Source organism: Treponema porcinum, from assembly GCF_900167145.1.
Lineage (GTDB): Bacteria > Spirochaetota > Spirochaetia > Treponematales > Treponemataceae > Treponema_D > Treponema_D porcinum.
Map to the genome: position 1 here is coordinate 39,688 of NZ_FUWG01000003.1, position 14,499 is coordinate 54,186.

The 14,499-nt window shown below is 44.5% G+C and carries 8 protein-coding genes; 3 read left to right on the top strand and 5 right to left on the bottom strand.

Annotation, left to right across the window (positions count from 1 at the left end):
• The first annotated feature begins 53 nt into the window (after positions 1–53).
• Complete coding sequence (locus B5D55_RS01945) at positions 54–2,828, top strand: M16 family metallopeptidase (protein WP_078932311.1); 2,775 nt, start codon at positions 54–56, stop codon at positions 2,826–2,828.
• A gap of 42 nt (positions 2,829–2,870) precedes the next feature.
• On the opposite strand, the gene B5D55_RS01950 is transcribed toward B5D55_RS01945, so the two are convergent.
• Both B5D55_RS01950 and B5D55_RS01955 read right to left on the bottom strand, forming a co-directional pair.
• The gene (locus tag B5D55_RS01950; protein WP_078932312.1) at positions 2,871–3,512 is read right to left on the bottom strand and encodes a 5-formyltetrahydrofolate cyclo-ligase; all 642 of its coding nucleotides are present in this window, start codon (positions 3,510–3,512) and stop codon (positions 2,871–2,873) included.
• Entirely contained in the window at positions 3,509–4,402 is an 894-nt protein-coding gene (locus tag B5D55_RS01955; protein ID WP_078932313.1) for a M28 family peptidase, read from the bottom strand. Before B5D55_RS01955 ends, B5D55_RS01950 begins: the two co-directional genes overlap by 4 nt.
• 114 nt (positions 4,403–4,516) lie before the next feature.
• Here B5D55_RS01955 and B5D55_RS01960 point away from each other — a divergent pair, with 114 nt between their 5' ends.
• Complete coding sequence (locus B5D55_RS01960) at positions 4,517–7,255, top strand: response regulator transcription factor (protein WP_078932314.1); 2,739 nt, start codon at positions 4,517–4,519, stop codon at positions 7,253–7,255.
• A gap of 54 nt (positions 7,256–7,309) precedes the next feature.
• On the opposite strand, the gene B5D55_RS01965 is transcribed toward B5D55_RS01960, so the two are convergent.
• Positions 7,310–9,217 (bottom strand): alpha-amylase family glycosyl hydrolase, encoded by a 1,908-nt coding sequence (locus B5D55_RS01965; RefSeq protein ID WP_078932315.1) that lies wholly within the window; start codon positions 9,215–9,217, stop codon positions 7,310–7,312.
• A 121-nt stretch (positions 9,218–9,338) separates the two neighbouring features.
• Here B5D55_RS01965 and B5D55_RS01970 point away from each other — a divergent pair, with 121 nt between their 5' ends.
• Entirely contained in the window at positions 9,339–10,205 is an 867-nt protein-coding gene (locus B5D55_RS01970; RefSeq protein ID WP_078932316.1) for an alpha/beta hydrolase, read from the top strand.
• A 168-nt stretch (positions 10,206–10,373) separates the two neighbouring features.
• Here B5D55_RS01970 and B5D55_RS01975 read toward each other — a convergent pair whose 3' ends face one another.
• Together B5D55_RS01975 and B5D55_RS01980 are read right to left on the bottom strand one after the other, a co-directional pair.
• A complete protein-coding gene (locus tag B5D55_RS01975) occupies positions 10,374–11,882 on the bottom strand; it encodes an IMP dehydrogenase (RefSeq protein ID WP_078932317.1) in 1,509 nt (502 codons plus the stop codon).
• A gap of 333 nt (positions 11,883–12,215) precedes the next feature.
• Positions 12,216–14,468, bottom strand: a complete 2,253-nt coding sequence (locus B5D55_RS01980) for a toprim domain-containing protein (RefSeq protein WP_078932318.1) — start codon at positions 14,466–14,468, stop codon at positions 12,216–12,218.
• Positions 14,469–14,499 lie beyond the last annotated feature (31 nt).

Here is a 14,499-nt window from a genome sequence, read left to right on the forward strand (position 1 = left end):
TACGGCTTGTAAACGTCCTGTATTTTCGCCGCAAAAAATGGTATAGTTACTGTATGAAACGCACACCGCTTGCATGCACAATACTGATTGCCCTGCACACAGTCCTTTTTGCCTCAGCTTTTCCGCCGGCTTCATATTCGGAATATACGCTTGAAAACGGAACGTCCGTTTTTGTGCTGGAAGATTTTTCCAGCGCGACAATTCATATTGAATATGCGGTAAAAGCCGGAATAAGCTCACAGAATAAAGACACGACAGGCTTTTTCACCCTTTATTCGCGCCTTTTCAAATATGCCGCGCCGGAAAATTCCGCAGGTCTTCCTGCGCTTTCTGCTGAATGTAACGCAGACTCTTCACGGTACAGGATGACAGTTTCTCCGGCGCAGTTTTCTTTGGCGATGACGTATCTTTCCAAAGCGGCGTTCAATCCTGTTTTTACAGACAATTCGCTGAGCAAAGAATTATCTTCCCTTAAAGCAGAAGTTCAGCGGCAGGCGCAGTTTCCGTCAACGTTTATAAACAGTGGCATTGATTCGCGCGTTTTTTCCGCCGCGCCGTGGAAGCACGATTCGGGAGTGTATCCGGCAATTTTTACGCGGATGACGGTAGAACAGGCGCGGAGCATTCTGTGTGGAATTTCACAGAACTGGTATACGCCGCAGAATTCTGCCGTATTCATAACTGGAAGCATAAAAAAACAGGATGCATTAAAAGCGGCAAAAGAAACGTTCGGCGCATATCGAGAAGCATCTTTTTCGGAACATATCATTCCTGTAAAAGCCGGCGGCGAAAAACACAAATTCGTCCTTGTTTCAAAAGATTTTTCCTCCGAAATAACGCAGGCAGTCGTTCAGTTTACATCTCTTTCTATGACACAGTGCGATATTTCTGCCGCCGCATACAACGCAGACGGTTCTTCGGTGAAAAAACTTCTTCTTAAACAGAGAAACCTTGCAATTCGCGACGGTGAGTACATTCACGCTGCGGCGGCTCATAAAAGCGGAAGTTCCCGGCTTATCTTCCAGACGATTATGGAAAAACCCGTAAACAAAAAAGTAACGCTTGCAGACCAGGCGGAACTTCTCATATCAAAAATAAAGGAAGGCGTAAAAAACACTGGTTCGGACGAATATGCCGCCGCTAAAAAAACGATTTCGGAGTCTTTTTCCGCAGTAACTTCAAATCCTGTATCTTATATGGACTATCTTTCGCAGTTCTGGGCAACGGAACAGCTGAACGGAAACGGAACTCAGGAAAGTACGCTTCTTTCAGAACGAATGGAAAACCGACCGCGCGATGTTGCGGCAGAAAACATAAGGAGCGTACAGCAGCCCGTGGATTCGGAACAGCCGTTCGTCTTTATCCTGCTGAATGATGATGTATATAGAAAAAACCGTCAGTCTTTTAAAAAACTCGGATATGAAGAAATCACCGTAAAAAACAGCGCCTGGTACACAAGAGAATTTTCTTCCGCAGAAGAAGAACCGGCGGACGGTCAGGATTATGAAGCAGAGGAAGAACAGCCTGATTTTATCAGCAGAAACAGAAATTCGATTAAAACGTTCACTCTGGAAAATGGAATTCCTGTTACGGTAAAAAACACATCGTCAACGTCGAACGTCCTTATTCTTGTGGCAATTGACGGCGGAACGCTCTATTCTCCGCGCACAAACGGATTTGAAAAAGTAATGACAAATGCGTTTGCCTCGAACGTTCAGAAAGAAATAAACAAATACCGCATAAATCAAGTGCTTGAGTCAGAACCTGAAGTTTTAAGCGAAACTTTTACTTCGTACAGCGCAATTACCGTAGAATGTGCAAAAGAGGACGCGGCAATCTGCCTGAAATGCATTTCTGATGCGCTCATTTTCGGGGAAATTGCACCGGCAGAGGCGGATAGTTACGTTTACACCGTGCAGACGCAGAAACGCCTTTACAATGCGAGCGCGGTAAACCAGCTGTATCACCGTGCAGTCCGCTTTTTGTATGAGGATGAGGCGTACCGCACCGCGTTCGATTCGGAGAATGACATTCTTCAGAACACGCAGTACGCGGACATTCTTGCCGCTTATCCGCAGTTTCTGGACGCGGCGCTCTACTCGCTTGTTATCGTAGGAAATATTGATGAAGACTATCTGAAAGAGCCGCTTAAAAACACGTTCGGACTGCTTTCGAAAAAAAACGAAGGCGGCGTTCCGCATTTACATAAAACGCCGGCATTCCCGGAAAACAGGAGCGTTTCCGTAAAGCTCCGCCACCTTTTTTACACGGACGTAAAGGCTGAAGATGCAGGCCCGATGCCGGCTATTCTTATTCCTACAACGAATTTTTCCGACCCGGTGCAGTACTGGCTAAAAGCACCGCCGCCGGAGTCCTCAAATTCAGTGCTGTTTGACGCACTTGTATGGCGGCTTGCAGAAATCCTTGAAGAAAATGCAGACGGCGTATGCTCCGGAATAAAAATTGCTCCGCAAACCCGTGAAGTTCAGGGAGCGGCAGTTACGTTCCTTACCGCAGACCACACTTCAAAAATATTTGAACTGTTTGAAAAATCAGCCGGCGAACTTTTAGAGCGGCTTTCAGGAAGCGTCGCGGAAGAAGAAGTACAGGCTGTAAGAAGCAGCTGGATTTTAAACGCGCTGCAAAAAACGGCGGAAAACAGGGGAACGGCAATCCTTATACGGAACGGAGGAAAAAATCCGGCGCAGTATCTTGATGATTACCAGATGGTTATGCAGGCATCAGAAGAAGAGTACCGTCTGTGTGCAGAAGACTTCATTCCGAAAACAGCGCCGCTTCGCCTTTATTCTGCGGACGCAAAAAAATAAAAGGAAAAAGAGCCTTACTGATTTTCGGCGTTACTGATTTTTTCAAACTCCGTCGTTTCGAGAAAAATACATTTTTCCGCCGCAAATAACGCAGTCAAGGCGTCGGTCGTGCGGTTCTACGGGAACATCAGGCGCAAGCTGAAAGGAAAAGCCCGTTCCGCAGAGAAGCGCTTTTTTTTCTGCCGGAATGGCGGCAATATACCTGTCGTAAAAGCCTTTTCCGCGCCCAAGACGTTTTCCGTCCGCAGAAAAAAGAAGTCCGGGAACAAGAATAACTGCATTTTCCGGGAAAAACTTCCCTAAAGGAACTTTCTGCAATGAAAGTTTAGGCTCCAGTATCTGAAACACACCTGGTTCTGTCTGTTTTTCAAGCGGAAGAGAACCATCAAGATAGAAAAAATCCATCTGGTTTGTTCCCGGAACAATTCTTGGAATGCAGACTTCTTTTCCATCACGAAAGGCCACCGCAATAACGGAAGAAACGTCAAGTTCAGAAGGCATATTCATATAAGCAAAAACAGCTGAAGCATTGCGGTATGCATCAGACTGTAAAAACACCCGGCATACCGATTCTGATTCGGCGGCGGCTTTTCCGCCCTGCGAAAACAGTTTCAGTTCGAACTTTATTTTTTTTCTTAAAAGCAGTTTCTGTGCCTTAATGTTTTCGCTGTCGGAATAATTCATTTTTTATGCTCCATAGTTTTCATTTCGGAAATGCGCTGAAGTATGCGCTCAAAAACCGCCGCGCTGTGAGGCGTAATGCTCTGCGCATTATCATACGGCGTATGAAAAAGCCGCCAGGTATACGGAAGCGCATTTTTTAAAACTGTTTCCGGTATTCCGGAAGGGCATTTTTTGTTCATAACGTACTGCGAAAGAGCGGCGTTCTGCTGTACGGCGGAGGCGTAGGCGGCGGCTTCTTCTAGCGGAAGCATAGTTACGCAGACGGCAGGAATTCCGCTTGCAATAAAACCGGCGTTGTCACTGTACGAAACAGGAAGCGTCATTGCACAGCCGCCGCACGCTGACTGTAAAAGCGAAAAAGTCCTTTCGTAAAGACCTGTAAACTGCTTTCTGAAAGAAGAAGAAATTTCAGCCGGAAGAATGACTTTTCCAAGAACGGGAACTGTTCCCCTCCCCATACAGTCAAAAACAAATATGTCGTCGCCGTCTATTCCGAGCCGCCGGAATGTCTGCGCAAGCGAATACGCACCTTGATTAAGCCCGGACGAACCGCCGGACATTTCCTCTCCGTCCGTAAAAATCATCCTGACATTATGAGCCGTACGGCACTTTGCAAGACGACACGCCCAGTCCATCATTGCAATGACGGCAAAACTGTTGTCATTAGCACCAGGACTTTCAGGCGCATGGTCATAATGCGCAATCACAGTCTTTATCCTGAGCGACGTATTGTATGCTGAACGCGGAAATACAACGTAAATATGATTTTTTCCGTCAACAGGCATAACTGCCGCCTGAACGTTCCTTTCATTAAGATACGAAACGATAAAGCGCAGCCTGTCACAACCGGGCAAAATAAACTGCTCAAGCGCAGAATAAGAAAATCCCATACAGACAGAATACCAAAACCTGTTCTATGCCGCAAGCACAGCCGGAAAACCTGAAGCCGTAAAAAATTATATGCGCCACTCGCATTTAAGGCAGTTATCCTGTAAAATAACAGTATGAAAAAATTTCCGGCTTTATTCATCTTTTTATTGCTTATGCCGTTATGCGCCTTTGCAAAAAACTACAAACTGCACCTTAGGACTTTCTATACGTCCGACACATCACTAAAAGTAGACGCAATACCGGACGACAGTTTTGAGCCGAATTCCTACGTCAACTCATATAACGGAGAGGCAGTCTGCTGGGTAGAATCGTATATTCCTATGTCACAGATTTTCAGTGACGACGGAACAATTTATAATTTCATACTGTTCAATCAGGAGCCTGTCCAGAGTGCTGAAATTTATTTTTTAGACGGACAGAACAAGTGGCACTTTGCCGGAACAGCAGGCGAAGGGCTTGAATCTTCTAAGCGGATAAGACCGTTCTGCTACAACTCAATCGACATTCACGAGGAAACGCTTAAAAATCTATGGACTGATTTTATAAGAGTCCGCATAAAAATCAGTTCATACAGAAGTACACTTCTGGAACTGTATCTTGTTTCATCGCAGTGCCTTACGCAGAAAAATCTGTTTCAGATTTCCTATTTTACCTTCATTCTTGGAGGATGCATAATCACAATATTTTACATCATATATCTATGCATTATCTTCAAGGAATATGATTCTTTCCTTATTCCTTTAATCAACACAATACTGATGCTGAAAATACTGGTTGGTGCAGGCATTTCAAATCCTCTTCTTATAACGCAGTCGCCTCAGTTCTACAACAGCGTTTATTTTACGCTTTCTGCCGTCATTCTGTGCGCATTCCACACTTTGAAAAATGCAAACCGTCCTGTAATCAACAATTTTCCTGCTGATTTTCAGAAAATCGATACATATTTTCCGCTGTTTATCATTATTATTGCAACAGTCGGCATCCTTTACATTGTAATACCGGTAGAATCGCAGTACATTCACATTGCAGTTCTTTCTGTTCCTGTCCTGCTGAATGTCCTTTTTACTGCAAACTGCCTTACATCCCTAAAATACAATCCTGTCATAAGAAAAGAAATTGTGTTCCTCTGGATTACGGCAACGCATCTTATAATATTTGAGCAGCTGTTCCTTTCAATACGTTTTCTTCCGAACACAACAGTCCTCTGCCGCCTGTTCGACAACGATTTTGAAATTCCTACAATCTTTACATTCGCCCTTATTTCTGCCGCAACGTTCAGAAAAATGCACTTTCAAATACGGACAAACCTTGCTTCAATTCAGATTACGTCGGAAACAATACACCGGCAAATTCAGAACGACGAAAAAAGGAATTTCCTGCTTTCAAAACTTATCTCGGAACTGCTTAATCCTATACAGAATCTGCATTTTACAATAGAAAAAAACTCCGGCGACATTCCAGAAGGTCTGCTCCTCCAGCTAAAAAAATCCCTAAACAGTGCGTCGCAGTCTATAGACGTCATAAACATAATTACACAATATACGCTTGAAAAAACGAACGGTTCTCTTGAAAAAGAGCCTGTTCTTCTTAAAGATTTTATAGACGAAACTCTTGCCCCTGAAATCATAAACCTGAAGCTCCGCAACTGCTACACCGACATAAAATACAACATCAGTTCCGATGCGACCGTTCTTGTTGACAAATCGATTTTTGCAGCATTCCTTAAATTTCTGCTCCAGACGGCGGCGCACAACGCAAAGCCAGAGTCAACGATTATGATTTCAATTTCATACGAGAATATGACGCTTTCCTACAAAATTCATTTTTATTCTGCGCCGCTTTCAATAGAAGATTCTGCAAAACTCATCTCCCTTGATCCGGGAAAAGAACAGATTACGGAAGAAGAGAAACTACAGTTTGAAAGCCTTATAAAAAACTGGGGAATTCAGCTGCACATTGCAAAGCGAATTCTTGACCTCTTCCACGGAACTATAACCATTCTTCCTGATGCAGACGGAAATTCAATTTCTGCAAGTACTGCCCTTGAACAGACTGCTTCAACGGCAACGCCGTATATCGAAAAACTTTTTATGGAAACAACGCCTCCGCAGGAAAACGACGAAATACAGAATGCAGGAAACACAGAATTCCCGGAACTCATTTATATTATGGAAGAGGACGTAGAAGTCCGCGAGGAAATCAGAAAACTGCTCAGTCCGTTCTATAAGACTGTTGCATTTGCAAACGGAAACGATTTTTCATTTCAGCATTCGCCGGGATTTCCTGACCTTATTCTCTGCTCAATTACGCTTCCGGGGAAAAATGCGTTTGACATTCTGGAAGAAAACCAGAACAAGCTGTCGCTGCCGTTTATCGTACTTTCAAAATCGCTTACAAGAAATATGCAGAACAGGCTTTTTTCGCTTGGTGCTTTTGACATTATACAAAAACCGTTTGATGAGAAACGGCTTCTTGAAAAAATCAATTCGATTATGAGCATACGCCGTAATTACACGAACGAACTTCTTGAAAGAATAGAAAATACGGTCAGAACGTCTGTTTTTGATAAAAATCCGTATAAGGAAGCCGTTTCTGAAAAAGAACAGCCTGTGCCAGCCGTAAAAACAGTTCCGGCGGACAGCAGTGCATCATTTACAGCTGTCTGCATTTCTGCAGGACTTACAAAAAAGGAAACGGACATTGCCCATCTTATAGCAAAAGGACTTTCCGACAAAGAAATTGCGGAAAAAGCAGCGATTTCTCCTTCAACGGTAGCCGTGCACAACAAAAAAATATTCAAAAAACTCGGAGTGCACAGCCGCGCAGAACTGATACGCCTTTCGGAACAGTAACACTCCCTGCCAAAACAGGCGGGAGCCCGCATTTTTATTTTTTCCGCACTATTCCTAAAGTTTTATGAGGTACGATTTTCCTGCCGGCACTTCTACCAAAAGTACGCCGTCTTTCATTTCCGAATGAAGTTCCGCACCAAGAACATCTTTTTCCGGTACAGGCTTCTGCGCAAACGACTTTCCGAAAATGTACGCAGGAATTTCAATTTTTCTACTGCTCGTGTCGGCGGAACAGACAGTAACGAACACTTCTTCCGGCGTAAAGCGCGCAAATGCAAAAACGTAGTCATTATCCCACAAAACTTTAAATCCGCCGTCCTTAAACGCCGCTTCAGTCGTCTTGATTTTGCTCAAAGCGGAATACAATTTAAAAGAATCAGTTGCCTCAATGTCCTTATCCCACGGCATCGGGTATCGGCAACCTTCCATAGACTCAACAGTTCCGTCAATTTCAGCTTCATCACCGTAGTAAATGCTTGCACAGCCGGGAAGCGTAAAGAGCATAGTAACCGCGCCGCGAAGACTGTCTTTTGATATGGAACGGTCATTGTGCAGGCGCGGCACATCGTGGCTGTCAAGCAGATTGAACTGAAGCTGGCGCACGGCAAACGGAAGGCGCGAAAGAAAAAGCGTAATCTGTTCGGATAAATCTTTTGCCGTCATCTTGTATGATACACCGCGCAGTTCCTTTTCCCTGCCGGTAAAAATGTCCGTCTGACCATAGAACTGGCGGACAGGACGGCACGAACCGTAATAGTTCATCTGGGAATCCCACTCATCGCCGTTCAGGAATTCGGTGCAATCGCTCCAGTCCTCCGCAAGAATATAGGCATCCCTGTTTTCTTCTTTTATGGATTTTCTGATTTCAGGCCAGATTGTATGATGAAGCTGAATTTCATTGTTGCGCGCCATTGTATCTGCAACGTCAAAACGCCAGCCGTCAGTACAATACGGCGCTTTCAGCCATTTTTTTACAAGCGAATCAGGATTTTTATAGATTACGTCGCGAAGTTTCTGCGAAGTGTAGTTCAATGTAGGAAGCGTAGGAACGTCAAACCAGGCTTTATAGGAATTATCCGCGCCGAAAAAGTAGAATTCTCGCTCCGGGCTTTCAGGATTGTTGAACGCACCTTCCGATTTAGGAAAAAACGTTCCGTCGCGGTTGAACCAGCGGTTTGCAATTCCCGTATGATTTATGGAAACGTCAAGAATAATGCGAATTCCGTTTTTATGAAGTTCCTGCGTCAGTTCCGCAAGCGCCTCATCTCCGCCGAAATGCGGATCAACGTGAAAATAATCAAGGCAGTCGTATTTATGGACTGTTGCCGCATAAAAAATAGGATTAAGATATATTGCCGTTACGCCGAGTTTTTTAAGATACGGAATTTTCTGCCTTATTCCCTCAAGGTCGCCGCCGTAAAAATCAAGGCAGTGCGCCTTCTCGTAAGGTTCGGGAACGGAAGCCCAGTCCGCAATCTTTCTGCATTTAAAGCCGTCAAAAGAATATTCTCCGTCCTTCACGTCATTCTGCGGATTTCCGTTGCAGAACCGTTCAGGAAAAATCTGGTAGAACACGGCATTCTTCACCCATTCCGGCTGCTCAAAATTAACAAGCAGGCGGAAAATGCGTGATTCGTCCGGAATATGCGTCGTTATTCCGCCCTCGTTGTAATAGTAAATGCAGCCAGGCGTTGCAATAAGGAAAAAATAGCGGAATTCTTTTTCAAAAACCTGAACTTCCACCTCATAGCGCACAATTCCGTTTTCAGAAGAAACGCGCTTCATTTTAAGCGGACGCTCAACGCCATTCTGCTTTCCCTGAAGGAACACAGCCGTTACGCAGGGATTTTCACACATCTGAATTGCAATTTTTATTTTATCACCAGTTTCAGGAAGCGGCTCAGACACAAAATATTTTGAGCCGTCACTGTAAATGCTTTTAAGCCATACATCGTTATTCATACTATAAATAGTATCACGCAACTGTTTTTTCCGTCAAATTCAGAATGAACAAAAATTGCAGTTACCGATTAAAAGTTACGCGCTCTCGCAATTTTTACCCGATGTGTGATATAGTAGGCGAATGAAAAAGACTTTATTTTTTTTATTGATTTTTACGGCAGGAACGATGCTCTCTGCAAAAAGCGGAAAACCTATACGGATTTGGGAAGACGTACCGTCTATGGAAAAAACGAAAACGGTAATGTATATGCACGAACCGGACAAAAACGCAGGGAACAGGAATGCCGCAGTCATCATCTGCCCCGGCGGAAGCTATCACCATCTGGGACTGTACAACGAAGGCTACAAAACGGCAGAATGGTTTTCCTCAAAGGGAGTAATGTCATTTACGCTGAGATACCGCACTGCGGAAGGCGGAAATCATTATCCTGCAATGCTTGAAGACTTGCAGAGGGCTATACAGATTGTCCGCGAAAAGGCTTCTGAATACGAAATAGACCCAGGCAAGGTGGGAATAATCGGCTATTCTGCAGGCGGACACCTAGTAACTATGGGAGGAGCTTTTTATCAGTCGCATAATGAACTAAAAAAGCTTGGAATTGAAACTGAAGTTTCGCTCCGCCCGGATTTTGTAATCCCTGTATATCCGGTTGTCTCAATGCAAGACTCCATTGCACATAAATGGTCGCGTAAAAGCCTTCTGGGAAAAAATCAAACGCAGGAACGAAAAGACGAATTTTCTATGGAAATGCAGATTCCGTCCGATATGCCGCCGACATACGTAGTTGTGTGCAGGGATGACAACGTCGTTGACTACAGGAACAGCCTTGAACTGTACAAAGCGCTTGAAAATCAGAACATCAATGCACATCTGGAACTGTACGAATGGGGAAAGCACGGGTTTGGTATGCTGAACAATTCCTTTATGAAATCATTTCACTGGAACGACACCCTGTGGAACTGGCTGATCCAAAACAACCTGCTGTAACATTTCCTCAAGGCGAAGGGAATTACGTAACAGAATGAAAGATGAATTCTACCTTCGCCTTAATGACGTTGAAAAGAACAACACATTCACCGCAGTTTTGCCAAAAGCAAAACTGCAAGGCGAAGGGAAATCCGTAACAGAATGAAAGATTTGCAGAACCTTCGCCGTTTATTCAGCCCTAATCGAAGTATTCTTTACCACAACGTCGTGTGCGCCACCCTCACGGATACTTGCAGGACTTACAAGCGTAATCTTCGCTTTCTGCTGAAGTTCCGGAATTGTAACGGCACCGCAGTTACACATTGTGTGAGAAATCTTGCTTGTCGTCATCTGAACATTATCGTGAAGGCTTCCGGCATATGGAACGTAAGAATCAACGCCTTCTTCAAAAGCCATTTTCTTTGCGCCGCCAAGGTCGTAGCGCTGCCAGTTACGCGCGCGATTAGAACCTTCGCCCCAGTATTCCTTTACATAGTTTCCGTTTACAATCAGCTTGTTCGTAGGAGATTCATCAAAGCGCGCAAAATATCTTCCAAGCATTACAAAATCTGCACCCATAGCCAGAGCCAGGGTGATGTGATAGTCGTGAACGATGCCGCCGTCAGAACAGATAGGAATATAAATTCCAGTTTCCTTATAGTATTCGTCGCGCGCCCTTGCAACTTCAATAGTAGCAGTTGCCTGACCGCGCCCGATACCCTTCTGTTCACGCGTAATGCAGATTGAACCACCGCCGATACCGATTTTTACAAAATCAGCGCCGGCATCTGCAAGGAAGCGGAATCCTTCTGCGTCAACAACGTTTCCTGCACCAACTTTTGCCTGCGGCCATTTAGAATGAATGTCCTTTAATGCGCGCGACTGCCATTCAGTAAAGCCTTCGGAAGAATCAAGCGTCATTATGTCAACGCCTGCGTCCAAAAGTGCCGGAACGCGCTCCATATAGTCACGGGTATTTATTCCTGCGCCAACGATATAGCGTTTTTTATCATCAAGAAGTTCAAGCGGATGTTCTTCGTGAGTAGCATAGTCCTTGCGGAACACAAGATACTGAAGCCTTCCTGCATCATCAACAACAGGAAGCTGGTTTATCTTGTTCTTCCAGATAAGTTCGTTCGCTTCCTCAAGCGTTATTCCGACTTTTGCCATAACAAGATCTTTTAACGGAGTCATATATTCAGAAACTTTTGCGTCCGGACTGCAGTGGCTCAGGCGGAAATCGCGCTCGGTGATGATGCCGACAAGTTTTCCGTTATGCTCGCCGTTTTCCGTAACTGCAACAGTAGAATGTCCTGTCTGCTTGATGCGCTCTACAAGTTCCGTAAGCGTATGGTCAGGGCGGATATTCGTATCGGAAGAAACAAAACCTGCTTTATATGTCTTTACGTGGGCAATCATAGCTGCCTGGTCTGCAATTGTCTGTGAGCCGTAGATAAATGATATTCCGCCTTCTTTTGCAAGCGCAATCGCAAGCTTATCGTTGGAAACTGACTGCATTACGGCAGAAACCATAGGAATATTCATCGTAAGCGGACATTTTTCCCCTGCCTTTTTATTATACCTTACAACAGGCGTCTGCAAAGATACATTTGCAGGAATACAGTCTGCTGATGTATAGCCAGGAATCAATAAATATTCATCAAAAGTGTGTGACGGTTCTTCAAAGAAAAATGCCATGATTTTTACTCCCATAAAAAGTCAAGAAGATTGTTTCAACAATCGATTGACTTTTTATGCCGCTTCGCAATGAAATGAGAAGCGGCAGTTAATTAGGAAGTTCGCAACGCGAACTTGTGAATACGTCGAGTCAAGGCACGCTGTCGCTTAAAGCCTTGACTTCTCCGTTTTTAAGGTTTGTATTAAACCTTAAATAAAAACTTTGACGCTATTTCAGGCAAAGTTTTTATTACACTATCCTATAAAATATTAATCTGCAATTATAAAGAAATATCATAAGATACGCAAGGCGCACCAAAAACAGATATTTCCGGCATTGCCCTGCGCTCCCTTTTACGCGTCGATTTCGGCTGCAAGATGATGAACGATAAAATCACGCCGTTCAGGAGTATTCTTTCCCATATAGAATTCAAGCACGTGCGGAACATTCTGCAGCGTCTGAATTGAAACCTGCGTAAGGTGAATTCCCTTGTCCTCGCCTTCGCCCTCTTTTCTCGGCTTAATAAACTGCCCGAACTCAGACGCGTTGATTTCTCCAAGACCTTTAAAGCGCGTAACTTCTGCACCTGCACCAAGATTTTTTATTTCCTTGTCGCGCGACTCTTCGGAGTAACAGTAAACTGTCTTTGACTTGTTGCGCACGCGGAACAGCGGCGTTTCAAGAATATATACGTGTCCTGAAAGTACAAGTTCCTCAAAATACAAAAGAAGGTACGTCATCACAAGATTTCTGATGTGGTAGCCGTCGTTATCGGCATCGGTTGCAATGACAATCTTGTCGTAGCGCAGGTCTGCAACGTCTTTCTGAACGCCAAGGCTGAACGTAAGGTTTTTAAGTTCCTCGTTTTCAAACAGCGCAGTCTTTCGTTTGCCAAACATATTTTCCGGCTTTCCGCGGAGACTGAAAATTGCCTGATAGGAAACATCGCGTGCGTTCACCATAGTTCCGGTTGCAGAATCTCCTTCCGTAATAAAAATCATCGATTCTGCGCCTTTCGGTCCGTCCTGAAGATGATAGCGGCAGTCCTTGAGTTTTGGAATTTTCAGGGAAACGGACTTTGCAGCCTCGCGAACCTGTTTTTCCGTAACATTATTGATTTCCGCACGCGCCTTCATATTGCAGATAATCTTGTCTTCAAACGAACCGGCAATATCCGGATTATGACGCAGCCAGTCATCAACGGCGGCCTGCGTTTCCTTTATTATAGGCGCGCGGACTTCAACATTTCCAAGTTTGTTTTTCGTCTGACTTGTGAACATCGGATTATCAAGACCGATTTTAAGAGCAACAAGAAGTCCGCTGGTAACGTCGTTCTGTTCGTATTCTTTCTTGAAAAAATCATTTATTCCCTTTGTAACGCCGTCAAGAAAAGCCGTTACGTGAGTTCCGCCGTCTTCAGTAGACTGACCGTTTACAAAAGAATACACGAATTTATCAAGGCTTGCCGTATGCGTCATTACAAATTCAAGATTATCACCCTTATAGGAAAACAGCTTGTAAATGGAATTGTTCTTTCCGCCCATTTCGTGTACAAGAAGATCCTCAAGACCATTTTCGCTCAAATATTCTTTTTCATTGCAGTAGATTTTCAGTCCAGGATTAAGGTATGCGTAGTTCCAGAGGCGCTTTTCCACCATATCCATATTGAATTCGTATTTTCCGAACATTTTTGAGTCAGGCACGAATTCAAGATACGTTCCGTTTTTTACGCCGGGCTTTGCTTTTGTGATTGCAGACGATATTTTCTTTCCGCGTTCATATTCTGCAACAGCCATTTTTCCGTCGCGGATAGATGCGGCGCGGAAATATGACGAAAGGGCATTCGTCGCCTTTATGCCTACGCCGTTCATACCGATTGCCTGCTTGAATACAGAATTGTTGTATTTTGCACCCGTGTTTACGTTTGAAACGCAGTCCTCAAGTTTTCCAAGCGGAATACCACGTCCAAAGTCACGGATTTTTACGCGGCCGTCTTTTATTTCGATGTCAATGCGGTCACCGAATCCCTGTGAAAATTCGTCGATTGCGTTGTCTATTCCCTCTTTCAGAAGAATGTAAATTCCGTCGTTTTCGTTAGTGCCGTCGCCAAGAGAACCGATGTACATTCCCGGACGCAAGCGGATATGCTCAAGTCCTTCCAGATGCTGAATGGAATTTTCGTCATAAACTGCTGATGAAGTATCTTTAACTTTTGAAGAAGTCCGCGTAATTTCTATTTTTTCAAGAGGTTTTCCGGCGGCACTTTCTGCCGGTACGGAAGGCTGTTTCTGCGCCGGCTTAAGTTCAGGTTGCGGCGATGCTTTCTTTGAAGCAGTAACTTTTCCGGCTGATTTTGAAGCCGCCGCAGTTTTCACGGCAGGTTTTGCCGCCGGAGAAGCCGCCTTTTCCGTCACGCCTGCTTTTTGTGAAGAAGCCTTTGCGGCACTCTTCCCTGCACCTGCACTGCTCCCGGAAACCGCCGCCGTTTTTGTAGTTTTTACTGATTTTGCTGATTTTGCCGCAGCCTTTTTCTGTTCCGCCGCAGCCAATTCTATCTGCGAAGCCGCCTCTAAAAGCGACTTCTTTACTTTTTTTTCCACACCCATACGTACAGTATAAAGGCAAAGCGCGGAATTT